This window comes from Priestia sp. JV24, assembly GCF_025910025.1.
Lineage (GTDB): Bacteria > Bacillota > Bacilli > Bacillales > Bacillaceae_H > Priestia > Priestia megaterium.
The window spans coordinates 140,603-158,848 of sequence record NZ_JAPCIN010000007.1 but is presented as its reverse complement, the minus strand read 5'-3'; the positions used below and the strand labels follow the sequence as shown (position 1 = coordinate 158,848).

The window sequence follows — 18,246 nt, the reverse complement described above, 5'->3', positions numbered from 1 at the left end:
ATTAATAAAAAATAAAATTTAACGTTGACGTTTGTCGCTTTGTTCAGTTTTCAAAGTTCAACCGCCGCTCTTAAGCGACTTTTTTATCTTATCAGTTTATCTCTTTCTTGTCAACAACTTTTTTAAGAAGTTTTTTCAAGTTTTTGATAAATTTAGTATCGCTCATTGGCGACGTATATAAATTTACCACGGATATTTTAAAGCGTCAATAGATTTTTTAAAATAAATCGTGTTTTTTTAGAAAAACCTTTTATCCAGGCTATAAAGTCATATGTCAGGGTATCTGCACGTCATAACCGCACCGTATCAGATACCCTTTATCCTCTCTATCATTTCGCCACATAGTGTCTATGGTACAAACTCTTTCCTTTGGTTTCTACTTTTTTTACCATAATGATATCTTTTTCAATTAAAAACTCAAGAAGTATTCCTAAATCAATAGCATAAGGGCGTATTTCGGGATGATGAACCAGTTCATTAAACGTCCATTCCTGCTTTTTACTTTTCATAATATGAACAAGATGCTTGGCACCTAATTCAGTTTTTTTATTTACTAGAAATTCACTCGCTAAGAAAAGCAGCTCTAAACGCTTGCTAACCTCTTCTTGGCTAATAATTAGCTCTTCGTAAAGACGATGAATTTCAGGTTCTATTTTTTTCACTTGGTTCCATACTGTCACTTCTGGGTGAAATCCATTTTCCAACACAGACAGTCGTGCTAAATGATGAAGAGCATGAATGACATGATTGAATGCATCTAAATAATGATTAGACGCATAAAAGTCTTTTCCTTCTTTAAATCGGCGAATCAACTTAGCAAACTCGACACCTATTCTCTTTGTCCGATCTTCTCTAGGAAAATCAATTAAGCGTTTCTTTAAGTTTTCCATATATTCGTTTCGATCAAATAGCACTTTACCATTTAAGATCCAATCAATAATACGGCGGTTCGTCCCCCTCATAATCCATTCACTCATTTGCTGTTCAGAAGCCATATAAAGTGCCGCACGCTCATTTTCATATTCGTATTGTTTAATAAAAAGAGAAGTTTCTGTAGTTTTGGTCACAATAAATAAGATAGCATCCAAATTATCCGTCACTGGAGATTCTGATTTCTTTTTTTCAATCAGTAAAATACCTAGTGTGTCTTTATTGCTAGCTCTTTCTTGATATATTGGCCGTAAAACATCTTCCATTTTGAGCTCTCCTAACTGTAATAAACAAATATTTTTCAAAATTTTAAAGGCTATGGACTAAGATTTCTTTTTTTATTATATACGATGTATAACGGATATCCCACTCAGAATTATGGAAATCATTCAGAAAGCTCAAAAACCAACAATAATTTTCCGAAGATTCAATTTTCATTATCATTCATTGTCTCACTCTATGATATATTGGTAATAGGGGGGATACTGATGGGGATAAAGTATTCAAATAAAATTAACAAGATTCGCACGTTTGCACTCAGTCTGATCTTTGTTGGGTTCATTGTTATGTATGGGGGAATTTTCTTTCGATCTTCAGTCTGGCTAATGACTATTTTTATGCTTTTGGGTTTGCTGTGCATCGTAGCTAGTACCGGCGTTTATTTCTGGATTGGCATGCTTTCTACAAAAGCGGTTCAAGTAACCTGCCCTACATGTCAAAAGCAAACCAAAATGCTAGGGCGCGTAGATATGTGTATGTATTGCAATGAGCCGCTTACGCTTGACCAGTCTCTTGAAGGAAAACAATTCGACGAAAAGTATAATAGAAAAAAACAAAAAGAAAGCTGATAGTATCACTACTATCAGCTTATTAATGCGCTTTTTTAGCCGTACAATCAGGACACGTTCCGTAAATTTCCATTCGGTGGTGACTAATATCAAAGTCAGTAATATGAGCAGCCAGCTTTTCTACTTCGTCTAAACCAGGATAATGAAAATCCACAATTTTTCCGCAGCTTTCGCAAATCACATGGTAATGCTCTGTTGTAACATAATCAAACCGGCTTGATGCATCACCGTATGTTAGTTCCTTTACAATACCTACTTCGCGAAATACTCTTAAATTATTGTAAACGGTCGCTACACTCATATTTGGGAACTTACCTTCCAGCGCTTTATAAATATCATCTGCTGTTGGATGTGTCATTGAATTGATTAAATACTCTAAAATAGCATGACGTTGTGGTGTGATACGAACGCCAGTACCTTTTAACGTTTCAAGGGCTTCTTGTAAATGATTTGACACGTCATGCACCCCTCTTCTGTAAGTATTATTACTTTATAATTCTTATAATTAGTCTACATGTTTTACCCACGTTTTGTCAACTTGATGCCTATTCCTATTTTATGTAATAAGTAGAAACTTTTCATATATTTTATGCAAAAAAAGAAGTGTGGAAATCAATCCACACTTTTAAATATATTAACATCTGAGGAGGTATGCCCTACACTGATATTGTATGTTCAAAGACTAAAACTGCTCTAGTTATCTGCCTGTTTTTATGCCATTTTTTCTTTAATAAATGATAAAGCTTCTTCCACATGCCCTTTCACTCGAACCTTACGATATTCTTTTACGAGCATTCCTTCTTTATTAATGATAAAAGTGGAGCGTTCAATGCCCATATATTCTTTTCCAAAGTTTTTTTTCAGTGTCCATACTCCATACTCTTCAGCTACGCTGTGATCTTCGTCAGCTAAAAGTAAGAATGGAAGGCCGTGCTTATCAATAAACTTATGGTGTTTGTCGATTGGATCCGGGCTCACTCCTAGAATTACCGCATCTAGCTCTTCAAAATTTTCATGCTGATCTCTGAAATCACAGGCTTCTGTTGTACAGCCTGGCGTCATATCTTTCGGATAAAAATACAGCACAACGTTTTTTCCTTTCATCGACGCTAGTGATACTTGCTCTCCATTTGTAGACATCAATACAAAATCGGGTGCTTTTTCTCCAACTACAGCTGTCATATTTATCTTCTCCTTTACGCTTTTCATTTTCTTTGAATAGCGTACCTAATATTAGATAAGATGACAAGTTTAAGTGCGGGTAACAGTTCGCATCACAAAGATTGCAGGCATAATATAGCCGATAAACGCTTCAAAAGTTGCAAATAATTTCCCAATTCCAACCGGATACATATCTCCGTAGCCTACTGAAAATAACGTCGCTGCGCTGAAATACATACTGTTAAACAGGGTATAGAAATAATGACCTTCATGTTCAAACCCTCCGCTTAATACTGGAATACTCCCCATCTCACATACTGTATAAATAAGGCTAAATCCCAATAAAACTGTAATATATGAATAAAACAAGACAAAGAAATGACCAATTGAGAAAAAATGAAATTCTCCAAGTTCTTTTTCAAAGAGAAACTTCATACTACCAATTACAAAAACAATGATAACGAGGATTAGAAAAATAACCATCATTCTACTCCTTTAATTTATACTCTTACTACCACTATACGCGCGTTCTTGTCCAATCATTACTACTCCGAATCCACCAAAAAGAGCAGGCATTTAATTGCCTGCTCCTCTGTATTTTTTGACCCCTGTATTCCATAAGAAAATAGAGATTACAAAAAAGACGATTCCCATAACTGGGGTTAAAAATGCATATCCATACCATTCTGACCTCCCTAAGAAATAAGCAGCTGGATATACGCCTACAAATGCAAAAGGAAGAATCCACGTTAAAACATATCGGATGACATTATTATAAATATCTACAGGATACCTTCCATAGTTTCCAATATTATAAATAGTAGGCATAATAGAGGTTCTGGCATCCGACCAGAAGCCTATGCTTGCTAAGGCGATGAAAATTCCTGCGTATACAAGCGCTCCTCCTAAAATGAATAATAGAAAAATAAAAACATCATACCACTGGAAATGAAGATGTAAAGAAGACGCAGCGTAAGCCATTACGGCAATCCCAGTGACACCACCAAACAATGATTCTAGCTCCATTCGCTCCAAAATAACTTGAAACAAACTATGAATCGGCCGCGTTAAAATTCGGTCCATTTCTCCTTTAACAATGTAGCGTTCATTGAAATCCCAAATGTTAAAGAAAGACGAAAAAATAGCAAAAGGAACTAAAAAGAAACCATAAATAAAGATAATTTCCTCTCGTGACCATCCGTGCAGCGACTGAGTATGACCAAATACAACTAAAATAAAAATTAAGTTAACCGTTTGAAATAATAAGTCCGATATGATTTCAACTACCATGTCGGTACGATACTGAAGCCTTGTTTTCATATATTGACCGATGTACTGAAAGAAAATCGAAAAATAAAACATTTTCATAGACTACCCTCCTTGAATAACCATTTTTTTCTTCGCTATGTTCCACAAACATGCAATAGGGATAAATAGAAGTCCTGACCAAACTGCTTGTGTGATAAGAGCATTTATTACTTCCTGCCCTTTAAATCCATTTGTGAAAATCATGCTCGGAATATAACTAATGGCTTGAAAAGGGAAATAGCTCATAATATGTTGCGCCCAGAAAGGATAGAAGCTGATGGGCAGAAGAAGTCCTGAAAACAAATCAATAACAACGCGCTTCGCTCGAATGAGTCCATCATTGTTAAAGAGAAAGAAAGTCGTAATACCCGTTAATAAATTAATTTGTGTATTGATAATGAAACTAAAAATTAAAGACAGTCCAAAATAAAGCCATGTTGCTGCATTTGCTGAGAACTGTACTGGAAATAAAAACGCGACAATAATCATGCCGGGCACTGAGAAAAACAGCAGCCGAAAAATCCCTTCTCCCAGTCCTTGCATCGTTTTCATACCAAGGTAGCTATAAGGCTTAATTAACTCTACAGCCACTTTGCCATCTTTAATTTCCGTTGCCATTTCACGGTCAATGTTATTAAAGTAAAAGGCTCTTGCCATCCATGAAACGGCTACATACGTTGTCATTTGAGTGATGGATAAACCTTGAATATTCTCTTTTCCTCCATAAATAGCGGACCATAAAAAATAGTAAGCACCAATATTAATTGCATAAATCAATATTCCGCTGTAATAATTCGTCCGATACGCTAGCATCATTAAAAAACGAATGCGTATCATCTCTATATATTTATCCATTCACAACACCTTCTTCATAAATGTTGCGAATAATTTCTTCCGTCGAAATTTCTTCAATGTTAATATCGCTGATTTCATGCTTTGCCACCACTTTAGCAATCAGCTGCGACATTAAGTCTCCTTTATTTTGAAGCTGTGCTATCCACAAATATTTTTGATCACCTTCAATCCAGTTAACAGGCATTCCTTGCGTCAATAGCTTCAACTGCTCTTTATTTGGCGCAGTTCCGAATTCAAACGTAACCTGCTTAAGGTCGCCCCAGTTCGAACGCAACTTTTGCAGCGATCCGTCATAAATAATACTGCCTTCATCCAGCATTACAACGCGTTCACATAAAGCTTCAATATCTGCTAAATCATGTGTTGTAAGCAAAATTGTCGTGTTGTATTTTTCATTAATTTCTTTTAAAAATTGACGGATTTTTAATTTAACTAGTACATCTAAACCAATCGTCGGTTCATCTAAAAATAGAAGCGGCGGATTGTGAATAAGAGCAGCAGCCAGCTCACAGCGCATTCTTTGACCTAAAGAAAGCTTTCGCACTGGCTTATCTAGCAGCGGCCCGATATCTAACGTTTGAATAACGTGCTCCATGTGAGCGTTATAATCTTCATCTGACACTTTGTATACTTTTTTTAACAGGCGAAAAGATTCTTGTACGGCAATATCCCACCACAGCTGAGAGCGTTGACCAAAAACAACACCAATCGTTTGGGCAAACTTTTCTCTTTCCTTATGGGGATTCATTCCATTTACGGTAATGTCGCCTGAAGTAGGCGTTAAGATTCCTGTCAGCATTTTGATTGTGGTCGATTTCCCCGCTCCGTTTTCTCCTATATACCCTACCATTTCCCCTTGTTTTACGGTAAACGATATATCGTTCACAGCTTTCATGACTCTATAATTACGGGTAAATAGATCCCGGAATGCCCCTTTAAGGCCAGAGCGGCTAGAATAGGCTTTAAATTCTTTCCGAAGTTGATTCACCTCAATAGCATTTTTCATTGTATTCCCTCCGTTACGTCGACGTATTAGTGGTTTCTTTTATTGTTTCCGGCGCCCTTGCTAGCAACTCCTCCAAGAGACGAGGAACTATTTTCTAGCAGTTAGCTCACAAATTTCTATCATACACGTTCTCGAATGTTTTTCAAGAAACAAATAAGTTTGATAGAATAAAGAAGTTGAACTTTTCATTAGGAGGCATACTATGCAATTTACAAAATCAGAACAATTACACGCTGAAGCGCTCGAGCATATTGTAGGCGGCGTTAACAGCCCTTCACGTTCATATAAAGCCGTAGGAGGCGGAGCCCCTGTTGCAATGGAGAAGGCAAGCGGAGCTTATTTCTGGGACGTTGATGGAAATAAATATATTGACTATTTAGCAGCTTACGGTCCTATCATTACGGGACACGCTCATCCTCATATCACGAAAGCTATTACAAAAGCAGCTGAAACGGGTGTTCTTTACGGTACGCCAACTGCTCATGAAGTCACATTTGCTAAAATGCTCAAAGAAGCGATGCCCGCATTAGATAAAGTGCGCTTCGTCAACTCTGGAACAGAAGCCGTTATGACAACTATCCGTGTAGCACGCGCTTATACTGGACGCGATAAAATTATTAAATTTGCAGGTTGCTACCACGGCCATTCTGACCTTGTATTAGTAGCAGCTGGATCTGGTCCTTCTACACTTGGCACTCCTGACTCTGCTGGTGTACCAAAAAGTATCGCTAACGAAGTCATCACAGTTCCTTTTAACGACATCGAGCCTTACAAGGAAGCATTAGAAAAATGGGGCGATCAGATTGCAGCTGTTTTAGTAGAACCAATCGTTGGAAACTTCGGAATTGTTGAGCCGGAACCTGGCTTTTTAGAACAAGTTAATGAATTAACTCACGAAGCTGGAGCACTTGTTATTTACGATGAAGTTATTACAGCGTTTCGCTTTATGTACGGTGGAGCTCAAGATTTACTTGGTGTAAAACCTGATCTCACTGCATTTGGAAAAATCATCGGCGGCGGCCTTCCAATCGGAGCCTACGGCGGTAAAAAAGAAATCATGGAAAAAGTGGCGCCGCTTGGACCCGCTTATCAAGCAGGTACAATGGCTGGAAACCCAGCTTCTATTCTTTCTGGGATTGCTTGCCTAGAAGTACTAAAGCAAGAAGGTGTTTATGAACAGTTGGATAAGTTAGGGGCGATGCTCGAAGAGGGTATTTTAAAACATGCTCGTACATATAACATGCCTATTACTATCAATCGATTAAAAGGCGCTCTTACTGTCTATTTTACAACCGAAACGGTCAAAAACTATGAACAAGCAGAAAATACAGACGGCGAATTATTCGCACGCTTCTTTAAACTAATGCTCCACCAAGGTGTCAACTTAGCTCCTTCGAAATATGAAGCATGGTTCCTTACTACAGCTCATACAGAACAAGATATTACCGACACATTAGAAGCAGTCGAAAAAGCATTTAAACAATTAAGTGAAGAACGTTAATTCTTATTCTAAAGAGGCTGAAATAAAAGGATTTTAGACGAAGTGAAAAACGAACCATTGATCAAGATGTTTGATTAGTGGTTCGTTTTTTTGTTATGATAAACGTAGGTTTCGTGTGTACAGGTCTTTCTAGCAGTTGATTGAAGGGCAAGTGGAAGACTGCTGCGGAAATCAAGTGCTGTGTCACAAGCGGTTCAGTTCATGTATCCTATTTGTTCGTCTTTAGATTGGATTTATTTCGTTATGTCTCGACCTCTTTTTCGTTTTACCTTCGGGTTTCCTTATAGAACATTCCCACCTTTCATAACCATTTCTTACGCGTCATCTCCTTTTTTTCAGCCTGTCGAAAAATCCCGAGAAATACCCTTATTTTTCTGCTTGTTTTCTCTTGATATCCATTCTTAAACCTTGTATAGTATGTTATTGTTTATATTATTTCCAACAGGTTATGTAATAAAGAAGGACTGATTTTTGCAATTTATCATTTGTTTTGGGGAACATTCTTCATAACGAAAAAACTTTTTTACAGAAAGGAACTACGAACGCACATGAAACTTGGTGCCCGCATCTTAAAAACGGGAATTGCCATTACACTTTCATTGTTATTAGGTGAATTTCTAAGTTTACCATCTCCAATATTTGCGGCAATTGCGGCAGTTTTTGCAATTCAACCGTCTATTTACAGATCTTATTTAACAATATTGGAGCAAATACAGGCGAATGTGATTGGAGCTGCTTCTGCAGTTTGTTTTGGACTTATTTTTGGTACCCATCCCATCATTATTGGTTTTACCGCTGTTGTTGTCATTGCAGTTAACTTAAAATTACGTATTAATAATACAATTGGGCTTGCGCTTGTGACAGTAATTGCAATCATGGAAAATCCAGGAGATAATTTCGTTGAATATGCACTTATACGCTTTGGTACAGTGTTACTTGGGGTATTCTCAGCATTTATTGTCAATCTTATTTTTATTCCGCCAAAGTATGAAACAAGGTTGTATTATAAAATTGTAAGCACAACGGAAGAAATTATTAAATGGATTCGCATGAATCTTTATCACGCATCTGAGCACACATTGCTAAAAGAAGACATTGAAAAAATGAAAGACAATGTGGCTAAAATGAATCAAATCTTTGATTTTTACAAAGAAGAACGCACTTATTCAACCAAAAAACGTTTTGTTAAGTCACGCAAGCTCGTTTTATTTCGTCAAATGATTACCGTAACAACACGAGCTCTTACAACCTTGAAACTACTTCACCGAGTGGAAAATGATCTTCAAGTCATGCCGCAGCAATTTCAAGATTTAATCAAATCTGAAGTTGAGTGCCTGTTAATGTATCATGAGCAAGTATTATTAAAATTCATTGGGAAATTACGCGTACAGCCAACCACTACTGTACCAAACGAAGCCTGCGTTGGAAAACGAGCTTTAATCGATAAATTTATGCAGTACAAAATATACGATAATGATGAAGAGAATAAGGTTATTTATCATATCTTCCCTTTAATTTCTGTCATCATTGAGTATAGTGAAGAGTTAGAGCATCTTGATAAGCTGATTGATACGTTCCAAAACTATCACAAGGATGCTAACTCATTTGATATTAATCATCAGCGACAAGAAGATTAAAAACACCACCTATTGTTAGACAATAGGTGGTGTTTTTAAATTGTATCAAGCTGCTGAACGTTAAAGAGCTGATAGTAATGACCTTTTTTCTTAATTAACTCCTCATGAGAACCTCGTTCGACTACTCTTCCATTTTCTAAAAGTACAATTTCATCAACATGAGTAATTGTAGATAAACGATGGGCTACAATGAAAGTCGTACGGTCTTTTGCTAGTTCAGCTAGTGCTTCTTGAATATAGTGCTCACTTTCCAAATCTAGAGCTGAAGTGGCTTCATCAAAAATAAGAATAGCTGGATTTTTTAAAAATACGCGCGAAATGGAAATACGCTGCTTCTGTCCTCCTGATAGCTTCATTCCCCGCTCTCCCACTTTTGTATCATATCCTTCGGGCAAATTCATAATAAAATCGTGGGCATTTGCGGCTTTTGCCGCAGCAATTACTTCTTCATCTGTCGCTCCTGGCTTTCCAAGCAGTATATTGTTTTTAACCGTGTCACTAAACAACACCGTATCCTGCAGGACGATTCCAATCTTATCTCGCAGGCTGCGTACTTTATAGGTTTTGATATCAATGTCATCAATGAGAATTTTACCCTCTGTCACATCATAAAAGCGCGGAATTAAGCTGATAAGCGTGGATTTCCCTCCTCCGCTCATTCCAACAAACGCAACGGATTTTCCTTTTTCTACATCTAAATTAATATCATGAATCACAGGTTTTTCTTCTTCATAAGCAAATGAAACGTGCTCAAACTGCACCTTTCCATGAAGCTCAGTACATTCTTTTGCATCTTTCTTGTCTGTAATATCGTATTCTTCATCAATGAACTCAAACACCCGGTCCATAGATGCCACAGACTGCGTGAGCGTAGTCGATGAATTGACCAAGCGGCGAAGCGGATTATACAAGCGGTCAATATAGGCCACAAATGCTACCATCGTTCCTACGCTAAGACTTTCTGTGATGACTTGATATCCAGCAAATGTAATCACGATTAAAGGTGCCAAATCGGTAATGGTATTCACTACTGCAAATGTTTTTGCATTCCAATTCGTATGATTGATTGCTTTTTGTAGAAAATTTGAATTTTGCTTATCAAATTGCTTCTGCTCATGAGGCTCAATAGCAAAGCTGCGAATAACAGAGATCCCTTGAACCCTTTCATGTAAATGCCCCTGCACTTCCGCTAAAGCCTGCGAACGGACTCTTGTTAAATGGCGAAGACGACTGTAAAAATATTTTACAGAGAACGCATAAACCGGCAGCAAAATAATCGATACCAGTGTTAAAGGTACATTCATCGTAAACATAATCACAATGGCTATTACAATCGTCATCATATCAAGCCATACGTTCATTAAACCTGTGATAACAAAGTTTTTTGTTTGCTCTACATCATTAATGACTCGTGAAATCACTTCACCCGCTCGCGTATTTGCATAATAACGCAAGCTAAGCTTTTGAATATGGCTAAACAGCTGATCTCGTATATCATATAGTACTTTGCTCGATACCCACTGAGCATAATACTGCCTGTAATATTCAATGGGAGGTCTTAACACTAAAAATACAACAAACGAAATCCCCATAATCGTCACCATTTTATGAACTTTTTCAGAGGAGGACATGCCATGTCCATTTACGATATCGTCCAACACATATTTCAAAAGCAGCGGAATTAATAAAGGAATAGCAAATTTAATAATACCAATTAATACAGTACCGACAATTTGCCATTTGTATGGCTGTACAAACTTCATGTAGCGTCTTATACTTCCCATAAAATCTCCCCTTTCTATCTATGAGGGCAAGCTTTCTTAGTATATGTACACGCGTCGATTTTTTAGTGCTTTTATCTCTTCTAAAAGATGGTGAGCATAACGCCAAAAAGAACATTATATCAAACAGTCAGCTTTAGACGGCCTAACATAATGTTCTCTAGATCATTCATCAAGAATGCCGATATGTTAAAAAGCGCTCATACCAAATGTCAATGAAATCTGGAGCAAACGGGCCTTTTCGCTGTCGAATCCAACCTTTTAACTCCTCAACGTGATTATGTAAAATACGGTCAATCACTTCTGGATAATTCATTTCTTTTCGATGCTTCTCATATTCATCTTCATCAAGAAGGGTGTATGTCATATCTGGATAGACTTTGATATCTAAATCATAATCAATATATTTGAGCGCTTCATTGTCATCATAAATGAACGGCGAACTAATATTGCAGTAATAATAAATTCCATCTTCACGGATCATCCCAATGACATTAAACCACTGCTGAGCATGAAAATAACAAATTGCAGGCTCTCTTGTGACCCATGTTCGTCCATCTGATTCTGTAACGACCGTGCGATCATTTCCTCCAATCACTAAGTTATTGGTTGCTTTTAATACGGTTGTCCGATCCCACACGCGATGAATATGTCCATTATGCTTGTAGCTGTGTATTTGAATTGTTTCTCCTTCCACCGGAATTCCCATCTCCAATACCTACTTTCATTTTAGCACTTAAAAAAATTCATATAACGTCTCCATTTGTCTTATGTTTATTATAACGGTTTCTCTCTCATTTTAACACAAATGTGCTAACCTTCTTGAGTTCAAAAAAGTCACTTCCCCTACTTTTCCTTTGCTTGGCAGCCTTAAAAAAGAGAGGAAGTGACCCATCAATGTTCATTAAGCAAGTGTAGAGCAAGCCCCTTCACTTTTATATGTACGAATAATGTCTTCGGTTTGTGCTTCAAACGTCAATTGAATCTCTTTTAATTTTAGCTTCATTTCACTAATTTCATCTTGCACAGAATGCAGTTTTGCTTCTTCATGAAGTTTTACTAGTTCACCTTCAATTTCCTGACAGCGCTCAATCTCAGACTGCAAAAACAGAAGTTGATCCATGGTCTCCAATTGTTGAGTCACTAGCTGATCAAATTTTTTCATACGATAGCTCCTCCCTATTTGCTTTAACCATACACGCGGCACTTCTGTTAACATTCTGTTTAGGTGATCCAGATTCCTTTGACGAGCTATGTAAAGTTTCAAGAAGTTTTGTCATACTTTGTTGCTTTTTATATAAGAAAAAGCGAACTTAACATCGCCGTATGAAAGACGTTAAGCTCGCTTTTGATATTAACCTTGGTATTTACCAGAGTTTTGGTTTTTCTTTGCTTCAGCTTGTGCGTTTTGTTGTCTCACTTCTTGAGCACTTGTTTCGCTAGCAAATTCAGTACCGAAGTTGTTTTTAGATGCTTGAGCATTTTGGCTTTTGTTTGCCGCTGCTTGAGCATTTTGTTGTTTCACTTCTTGTACATTTGTTTCGCTACCAAATTCAGTACCGAAATTGTTTTTAGATGCTTGAGCATTTTGTTGTTTCACGTGTTGTGTGCTTGTACCAGATGCTGTTTTGTTTGTTTGTTTTGCCATTGTAATCACCTCCACGAAAATTAATATGCCCGGGAGGTAAATAGGGTATGCAAACTTTTTTCAGTATTTTAAGGTGTAAGCAAAAAACACATTTACCTTACATTAAAAGTGAACGCCCTCCGTCAATAATAAGCGTTTGACCGCAAATCATATTTGCTTGATCGGACACTAAGAACATAACTGCATCTACCATGTCTTTTGGCTCCACCATACGACCAGCTGGAGTATGCTTGCGCGCATCATCTAGGAGCTCATCGCGATTTGGGAAATGTTTTAATGCTTCTGTATCCACAGCCCCTCCAGATACAGCATTTACCACAATATTCTTTGGAGCCAGCTCCACTGCTAAATAGCGGGTCAACGCTTCTACAGCAGCTTTTGACACGCCTACTGTTGTATAATTTTCTAAATAGCGAATAGACCCAAGCGAACTGATGGTAACAATCTTTCCTCCCCCTACTTTTTCCATACGTTTAGCCGCTTCTTGTGCACAGAATAAATATCCTTTACTATTGATGTCCATTGTCCAATTCCAGTGAGTTTCTTCTAATTCCATAATAGGACGTAAAACCCCTGAAGCCGCATTACTTACAAATACGTCTAAGCGACCGAATGCTTCATCAATTTGCTCAAACATTTCTTTAATTTTTTCTACTTTTCCTACGTTTGCTTTAACAACTAATGCTTCTCTGCCTAATGCTTTGATTTCTTCCGCTACTTCCTGAGCTGCACTTTTGCTTCGTGCATAGTTTAATACAATATCGTATCCTTCTTTAGCCAGACGTAAGGCAATCTCTTTACCAATACCTCTGCTGCTTCCTGTAACTAGTGCTACCTTTTGTGACATGATGTCATCTCCCTTATGTATCATATTATCTTTACATTGTACTGATTTTATCGCATAAGAAACAAGTAATATAGGGAAAATAGATAAAACTTGATAAAATGAACGAGGTGAATAGAATGTATGTAGGTAGAGACATGACGGCTCTTTCAATGATTTCTAAAAGCGAGTGGAAAGACAGCGAGCTTGCGTTTTTCCATCACTCTTTACAGCAAATGACGCCGTATTTAAATGCTGAAGGACAAAGTATTCATCAGCAAATTATTAAAGAAATTGAAGCACGGGGCGGGTTACAGCGCCACGAAGCAGATTATACACACGGCACGCATGTTTCATATGATTAAATAAAAGAAGCGCGGAGTTTATCCACGCTTCTTTTATTTAACAAGTAAATATTCTTTTAAGATTTTTTGATGGGAAACAGGAAATGCATATTGTTCTAAATCTTTTTCAGAAACTACTTTCAAGTTTTTTAATGCACTGATATCACTTACCAGCTCTGCTTCATATACTGTGATGTTCCAGACGATATGAGAAAATACGTGCTGAATTGTGGTAAACGGCGCATTAATTTTAATATCAGCTCCGTACTCATTTTGAATAAATGCCTGAAGCTGCTGATGATCTGGCGCTATACTAAGATCTACTTCTATATTTGGAAATTCCCATAGGTTAGCTAAAAGTCCTTTGCTTGGACGTTTATGAATCAGATAATTTCCGTCCTCGTCTCTAATCACCACTGCAGCAAGCTGAAGAGCACGCGGCGCTTTTTTCTTTGATTTAACAGGAAGCTCATTCTGCACTCCTTCTTCAAACGCGCGGCAGTGTTCGCGAACTGGACATAACAAACAGGAAGGAGAAGTTGGTGTACAGACAATGGCGCCCAGTTCCATCATGCCTTGATTAAAATAGGAAGGATTATCTTTTGAAATAATTTCATGCACGATATCTTCAAACAGCTTTCTTGTTTTCGGTTTTGCAATATCATCCCAAACGGATAAAATGCGCGATAGCACACGCATGACATTTCCATCTACAGCAGGTTGCGGCACTCCGTATGCAATACTTAAAATAGCTCCTGTTGTATAAGGGCCTACTCCTTTTAGTTTAGAGATTTCTGCTGGCGTATTCGGAACTTCTCCCCCGTATTGTTCGTGAACTTCTCGAACGGCGGTTTGTAAATTACGGGCACGGGAATAATAGCCTAATCCTTCCCACGCTTTTAACACATCATCTTCATTCGCATAAGCTAAATCTTTAATAGTGGGAAATTTGCTAATAAAATTATTAAAATACGGAATGACCGTATCTACTCTCGTTTGTTGAAGCATAATTTCAGATACCCACACTTTATAAGGGTCCTGATCTTGACGCCAAGGTAGAATGCGCTGTTCCTGCTCAAACCAAGAGATTAAGTCATCTTGAAATGCTCGAATATCGAAATTTTGTACAATATCTTTACTTTGTTTCACGTCATAGCCTCCGAGGTATTAACTATACATATACAATGTGTTGCTTTTTGAATCTTAGTAACTTTATGATAACCTTATAACAACTACAAATATGAATAGTAAAATGAATTGTTCAAATAATGAATAAAAACAGCTAATTTGCTGCGTTAGTAATAAAGCGAGATTTTTCGCCCTGAATCAAGCTTCCATGCTGAATTAGGATACTCTAAGATTGTCATTTTACAAAGGAGGAGTTCGCTCTGGATACTGGTACACACATTGCAATGGGAATCGCTTTAGGCGGCCTTGCAACATTAGACCCCACTGTATCTGCGAATACAGCCACACTGGATGCTGTAATGATTGGCGTAATGGCCGGGTCATTAGCACCTGATTTAGACACTGTTTTAAAGTTGCGAAACAATGCACAGTATATCCGCAATCACCGTGGAATTACACATTCTATCCCGGCCGTTATTTTATGGCCTTTGCTTATTGTGCTCATTCTTTCGCTTCTGCTGCCAGGAGCTAACTTGCTGCATCTATGGATGTGGACCTTTGCAGGCGTCATTATTCACGTTTTTGTTGATATCTTTAACGCTTATGGTACGCAAGCTTTACGGCCTTTCACAAATAAATGGATTGCGCTTGGCGTAATCAACACGTTTGATTACGTGATTTTCTCAGCTCACGTACTTGCGATTTTAATCTGGTTTATTGGAGCAGAGCCAGGACCAACATTCATTACGCTGTATGTGTTATTGGCATTTTACTATGGATTGCGCTTTTATATGCGCCACCAAATCGCCAAGAAGCTTCGAAAACAGTTTCCTGATGTTATCAAGCTCAATATCTCTCCTACGCTGCGTTTCACTCACTGGCACTTAGCTGTGACGACCGAAAAGTATTTTCATGTAGGAAGAGCAATCGGAGAAGAAATTTTTATTTATGATACGTTTGATAAAGTTCCAATTCCCGAATCAGCCGTAATTGAAGTAGCGAAAAAAGATGAAAATTTATCTGCTTTTCTTTCATTTTCACCTATTTATAGATGGGAACTGGATGAATATAACGACCACATTGAAGTGCGCTTTATTGATTTACGCTACCGCAGCAAAGACTACTATCCATTTGTAGCCGTAGTCCAGCTTGATTACGATTTAAATATCATTTGTTCGTACACAGGTTGGATTTTCAGTGAGAAAAAATTGCGTAAAAAGCTTGATTATCTCCCGCACTAATCATAACAAGAACAAATATGAAACCCAAAAACGAACCGTCTTGAGAAGACGGTTCGTTTTTATTTAATGTTTTAAATAGTCATCGTTATTTAATAAATGCTGATATTTAGGGTTTTTAACCGCGATTTCATGAAGTTTGTCTCCGTAGCTGTTGATATACATCGTAACAACCTTTTCCGTCGCTTCTTTCCCTTTATAATCATATCCTGCTTTTGCGTAAGATGACTCAAAATCTTCCCAGAAAAGCTCGACCCACGTGCGTGCTTGAGCATATGAGAGCGAACTGTTTTTATTTAAGAGCTGATTCGTTAATCTTTCAAATATATCGTTCATAAGAACACCTCGATTACCAAAATTCTTTATGAGTATGTTTGCACTTTTAACTTACACTATAAATGCGGAGTTATTCACTCCCTCATGTACTATATCATAACCGCAACGCTTTCTGTTGTAAAAGGAGAGGTATCTATGCGCAATAAAGCAAAAGATTTTACAAACCAACATCATACTAAGCTTGAAGGCGAACCTCGCGCAAAAGCTGAGTACGCTTCAAAACGTGCAAATGGAACAATTAACACGCATCCTCAAGAACGTATGCATGCTTCTAATGAGCGCGAAGAATAACCGCTTGCTTTACGTTTAAAAATAGAGTGAATATAGAAATCAAACAAGCAGCACACTTCGTGCTGCTTGTTCATCCCTTTATTTTTTCAACATGGAAATAGGCAGTGCCTCTTCGTTTTGCGGTGAGCCAAGCCTAAATCCCCACGCAAAAACTCCGTTCATATAATCAATTTTAAAATATGAACCCGGATCTCCTTGAATTTCATATACTTCCCCTGCTTTAAACGCTTCGGGATCCAATAAATACGACCTAGCCATTGTTACTTTTCTTTCTAATACTGCATACTCATTGACCATGCCAAGCTGCTCAGCTTTTCGTGCTTTTTCTTGAAGAGACCCAATTTCTTGTTGAAGTTCATACGTCGTCATATCACTGTAACGTTTTTCAGACATGCTGTTTTCCCCCTTGTTTGCTTTCATTTTATTATAACAAAAGGTATAACTAAAGGGAGACTATGAAAAGGGAGTTTTGGGAATGAAAACAGTGCTAATCACGGGCGGTGCGACGGGTCTTGGAAAAGAGCTCGCTAAACTTTACGCAAAAGACTACAACGTCATTCTAGCTGGACGCAATCAACATAAATTAAAAGAGGCGCAGCATGAGCTAGGAGACAACGTATATACGATGTCTGTAGATATTACAAAGTATGAAGAAGTAGGAAAATCTGTAGAAAAACTGCTGATGCAGCATTCAGTAGATATCCTTATCAACAATGCAGGCATTGGACATTTTGGTCCTTTGACCGATTATACAAAACAAGCCATCGATGAAGTCATCGATACAAATGTAAAAGGAACTATTTTTTTAACACAAGCGCTTATGCCTCATCTCTTGACGAGACCTGAACCTAAAGTTATGAATATCATTTCAACTGCAGGACTTCGCGGGAAAGCTAATGAAAGCGTCTATGTGGCAAGTAAGTTTGGCGTAAGGGGATTTACAGAAAGTTTAAAAGTGGAATACCAAGATACCAGCCTTCATGTGATTGCAGCTTACATGGGAGGCATGAATACCCCTTTTTGGGATCACAACAACCACATTAAAGATAAAAGCCGATTGCGCTCGGCTTCCGAAATTGCTGAGATTATTTATAAACAGCAGAATGACTCAGAAGATATTTTGTTTTAAAAAAGAGTGAAACATAACTGCATTAATCTATTCTAAAGATAAACACATTGTATAAATGATCTTATAGGAATTGCTTGTGACACAGCGGGTGATTTCCGTGCAGGACTTCTCCCTTTCTGGGGACGGCAGGAGTCTTCGTCTTGCCCTCCAATCCACTGCTAGAACCAACTAAACACATGAAGTTTATGTTTACCATCACAATAAAAAATCCGAACGAGTTGGATTCTCCATCAAGAATCTCGATTCATCGTTCGGATTTCCCTTTAACTAACATACTTTTGT

The 18,246-nt window shown here is 37.7% G+C and carries 22 protein-coding genes; 7 read left to right on the top strand and 15 right to left on the bottom strand.

The features are described 5' to 3' along the window. Positions 1 to 329 precede the first annotated feature (329 nt). A complete protein-coding gene (locus OK414_RS01880; protein ID WP_034654810.1) occupies positions 330 to 1,196 on the bottom strand; it encodes a nucleotidyltransferase-like protein in 867 nt (288 codons plus the stop codon). 222 nt (positions 1,197 to 1,418) lie between these two features. Here OK414_RS01880 and OK414_RS01875 point away from each other — a divergent pair, with 222 nt between their 5' ends. Beyond that, entirely contained in the window at positions 1,419 to 1,778 is a 360-nt protein-coding gene (locus OK414_RS01875; protein ID WP_013055173.1) for a YgzB family protein, read from the top strand. 22 nt (positions 1,779 to 1,800) lie between these two features. Here the strand turns inward: OK414_RS01875 and perR are convergent, their stop codons facing one another. From perR to OK414_RS01845, 6 genes are all read right to left on the bottom strand, one after another. Then, entirely contained in the window at positions 1,801 to 2,235 is a 435-nt protein-coding gene (gene perR, locus OK414_RS01870) for a peroxide-responsive transcriptional repressor PerR (protein ID WP_013055172.1), read from the bottom strand. A gap of 254 nt (positions 2,236 to 2,489) precedes the next feature. After that, a complete protein-coding gene (gene bcp / locus OK414_RS01865) occupies positions 2,490 to 2,960 on the bottom strand; it encodes a thioredoxin-dependent thiol peroxidase (RefSeq protein WP_013055171.1) in 471 nt (156 codons plus the stop codon). 69 nt (positions 2,961 to 3,029) lie between these two features. Beyond that, positions 3,030 to 3,422 (bottom strand): ion channel, encoded by a 393-nt coding sequence (locus OK414_RS01860; RefSeq protein ID WP_013081554.1) that lies wholly within the window; start codon positions 3,420 to 3,422, stop codon positions 3,030 to 3,032. A 93-nt stretch (positions 3,423 to 3,515) separates the two neighbouring features. After that, positions 3,516 to 4,301: an ABC transporter permease gene (locus tag OK414_RS01855; RefSeq protein ID WP_034655325.1), complete on the bottom strand. Its 786-nt coding sequence runs from the start codon at positions 4,299 to 4,301 to the stop codon at positions 3,516 to 3,518. 9 nt (positions 4,302 to 4,310) lie between these two features. Further along, positions 4,311 to 5,102: an ABC transporter permease gene (locus OK414_RS01850; RefSeq protein ID WP_013081552.1), complete on the bottom strand. Its 792-nt coding sequence runs from the start codon at positions 5,100 to 5,102 to the stop codon at positions 4,311 to 4,313. Continuing rightward, positions 5,095 to 6,108: an ATP-binding cassette domain-containing protein gene (locus OK414_RS01845; RefSeq protein ID WP_263045966.1), complete on the bottom strand. Its 1,014-nt coding sequence runs from the start codon at positions 6,106 to 6,108 to the stop codon at positions 5,095 to 5,097. Before OK414_RS01845 ends, OK414_RS01850 begins: the two co-directional genes overlap by 8 nt. Before the next feature lie 202 nt (positions 6,109 to 6,310). Between OK414_RS01845 and OK414_RS01840 the strand changes: the two genes are divergently transcribed. After that, positions 6,311 to 7,609 (top strand): glutamate-1-semialdehyde 2,1-aminomutase, encoded by a 1,299-nt coding sequence (locus OK414_RS01840; protein WP_028410116.1) that lies wholly within the window; start codon positions 6,311 to 6,313, stop codon positions 7,607 to 7,609. Between the two features lie 548 nt (positions 7,610 to 8,157). Then, entirely contained in the window at positions 8,158 to 9,246 is a 1,089-nt protein-coding gene (locus tag OK414_RS01835) for an FUSC family protein (protein WP_013081550.1), read from the top strand. Positions 9,247 to 9,281: 35 nt separating this feature from the next. On the opposite strand, the gene OK414_RS01830 is transcribed toward OK414_RS01835, so the two are convergent. From OK414_RS01830 to fabL, 5 genes are all read right to left on the bottom strand, one after another. After that, complete coding sequence (locus OK414_RS01830; protein WP_263045965.1) at positions 9,282 to 11,030, bottom strand: ABC transporter ATP-binding protein; 1,749 nt, start codon at positions 11,028 to 11,030, stop codon at positions 9,282 to 9,284. 169 nt (positions 11,031 to 11,199) lie between these two features. Next, positions 11,200 to 11,736, bottom strand: coding sequence for a DUF402 domain-containing protein (locus tag OK414_RS01825; protein ID WP_013055163.1), 537 nt, complete (start codon positions 11,734 to 11,736; stop codon positions 11,200 to 11,202). A 195-nt stretch (positions 11,737 to 11,931) separates the two neighbouring features. Next, positions 11,932 to 12,192, bottom strand: coding sequence for a YgaB family protein (locus OK414_RS01820; RefSeq protein ID WP_014461824.1), 261 nt, complete (start codon positions 12,190 to 12,192; stop codon positions 11,932 to 11,934). Between the two features lie 189 nt (positions 12,193 to 12,381). Then, entirely contained in the window at positions 12,382 to 12,675 is a 294-nt protein-coding gene (locus tag OK414_RS01815) for a gamma-type small acid-soluble spore protein (protein ID WP_013081547.1), read from the bottom strand. A 97-nt stretch (positions 12,676 to 12,772) separates the two neighbouring features. Beyond that, a complete protein-coding gene (gene fabL, locus OK414_RS01810; protein WP_016762867.1) occupies positions 12,773 to 13,522 on the bottom strand; it encodes an enoyl-[acyl-carrier-protein] reductase FabL in 750 nt (249 codons plus the stop codon). Positions 13,523 to 13,638: 116 nt separating this feature from the next. Between fabL and OK414_RS01805 the strand changes: the two genes are divergently transcribed. Continuing rightward, positions 13,639 to 13,863 (top strand): hypothetical protein, encoded by a 225-nt coding sequence (locus OK414_RS01805; RefSeq protein ID WP_014461827.1) that lies wholly within the window; start codon positions 13,639 to 13,641, stop codon positions 13,861 to 13,863. 33 nt (positions 13,864 to 13,896) lie between these two features. Here OK414_RS01805 and mutY read toward each other — a convergent pair whose 3' ends face one another. After that, complete coding sequence (mutY, locus tag OK414_RS01800) at positions 13,897 to 14,991, bottom strand: A/G-specific adenine glycosylase (RefSeq protein WP_263045964.1); 1,095 nt, start codon at positions 14,989 to 14,991, stop codon at positions 13,897 to 13,899. 239 nt (positions 14,992 to 15,230) lie between these two features. Between mutY and OK414_RS01795 the strand changes: the two genes are divergently transcribed. Then, on the top strand, positions 15,231 to 16,211 hold the full coding sequence (locus OK414_RS01795; protein WP_026106492.1) for a metal-dependent hydrolase: 981 nt from the start codon (positions 15,231 to 15,233) through the stop codon (positions 16,209 to 16,211). A 63-nt stretch (positions 16,212 to 16,274) separates the two neighbouring features. Here OK414_RS01795 and OK414_RS01790 read toward each other — a convergent pair whose 3' ends face one another. Then, entirely contained in the window at positions 16,275 to 16,544 is a 270-nt protein-coding gene (locus OK414_RS01790; RefSeq protein WP_013055156.1) for a YfhJ family protein, read from the bottom strand. Between the two features lie 135 nt (positions 16,545 to 16,679). Here OK414_RS01790 and OK414_RS01785 point away from each other — a divergent pair, with 135 nt between their 5' ends. After that, entirely contained in the window at positions 16,680 to 16,835 is a 156-nt protein-coding gene (locus tag OK414_RS01785) for a small, acid-soluble spore protein K (protein WP_016762865.1), read from the top strand. Positions 16,836 to 16,913: 78 nt separating this feature from the next. Here OK414_RS01785 and OK414_RS01780 read toward each other — a convergent pair whose 3' ends face one another. Then, positions 16,914 to 17,228, bottom strand: a complete 315-nt coding sequence (locus tag OK414_RS01780) for a YfhH family protein (RefSeq protein ID WP_034654804.1) — start codon at positions 17,226 to 17,228, stop codon at positions 16,914 to 16,916. An 82-nt stretch (positions 17,229 to 17,310) separates the two neighbouring features. Between OK414_RS01780 and OK414_RS01775 the strand changes: the two genes are divergently transcribed. After that, complete coding sequence (locus tag OK414_RS01775) at positions 17,311 to 17,964, top strand: SDR family NAD(P)-dependent oxidoreductase (RefSeq protein ID WP_016762864.1); 654 nt, start codon at positions 17,311 to 17,313, stop codon at positions 17,962 to 17,964. Positions 17,965 to 18,246: the final 282 nt, after the last annotated feature.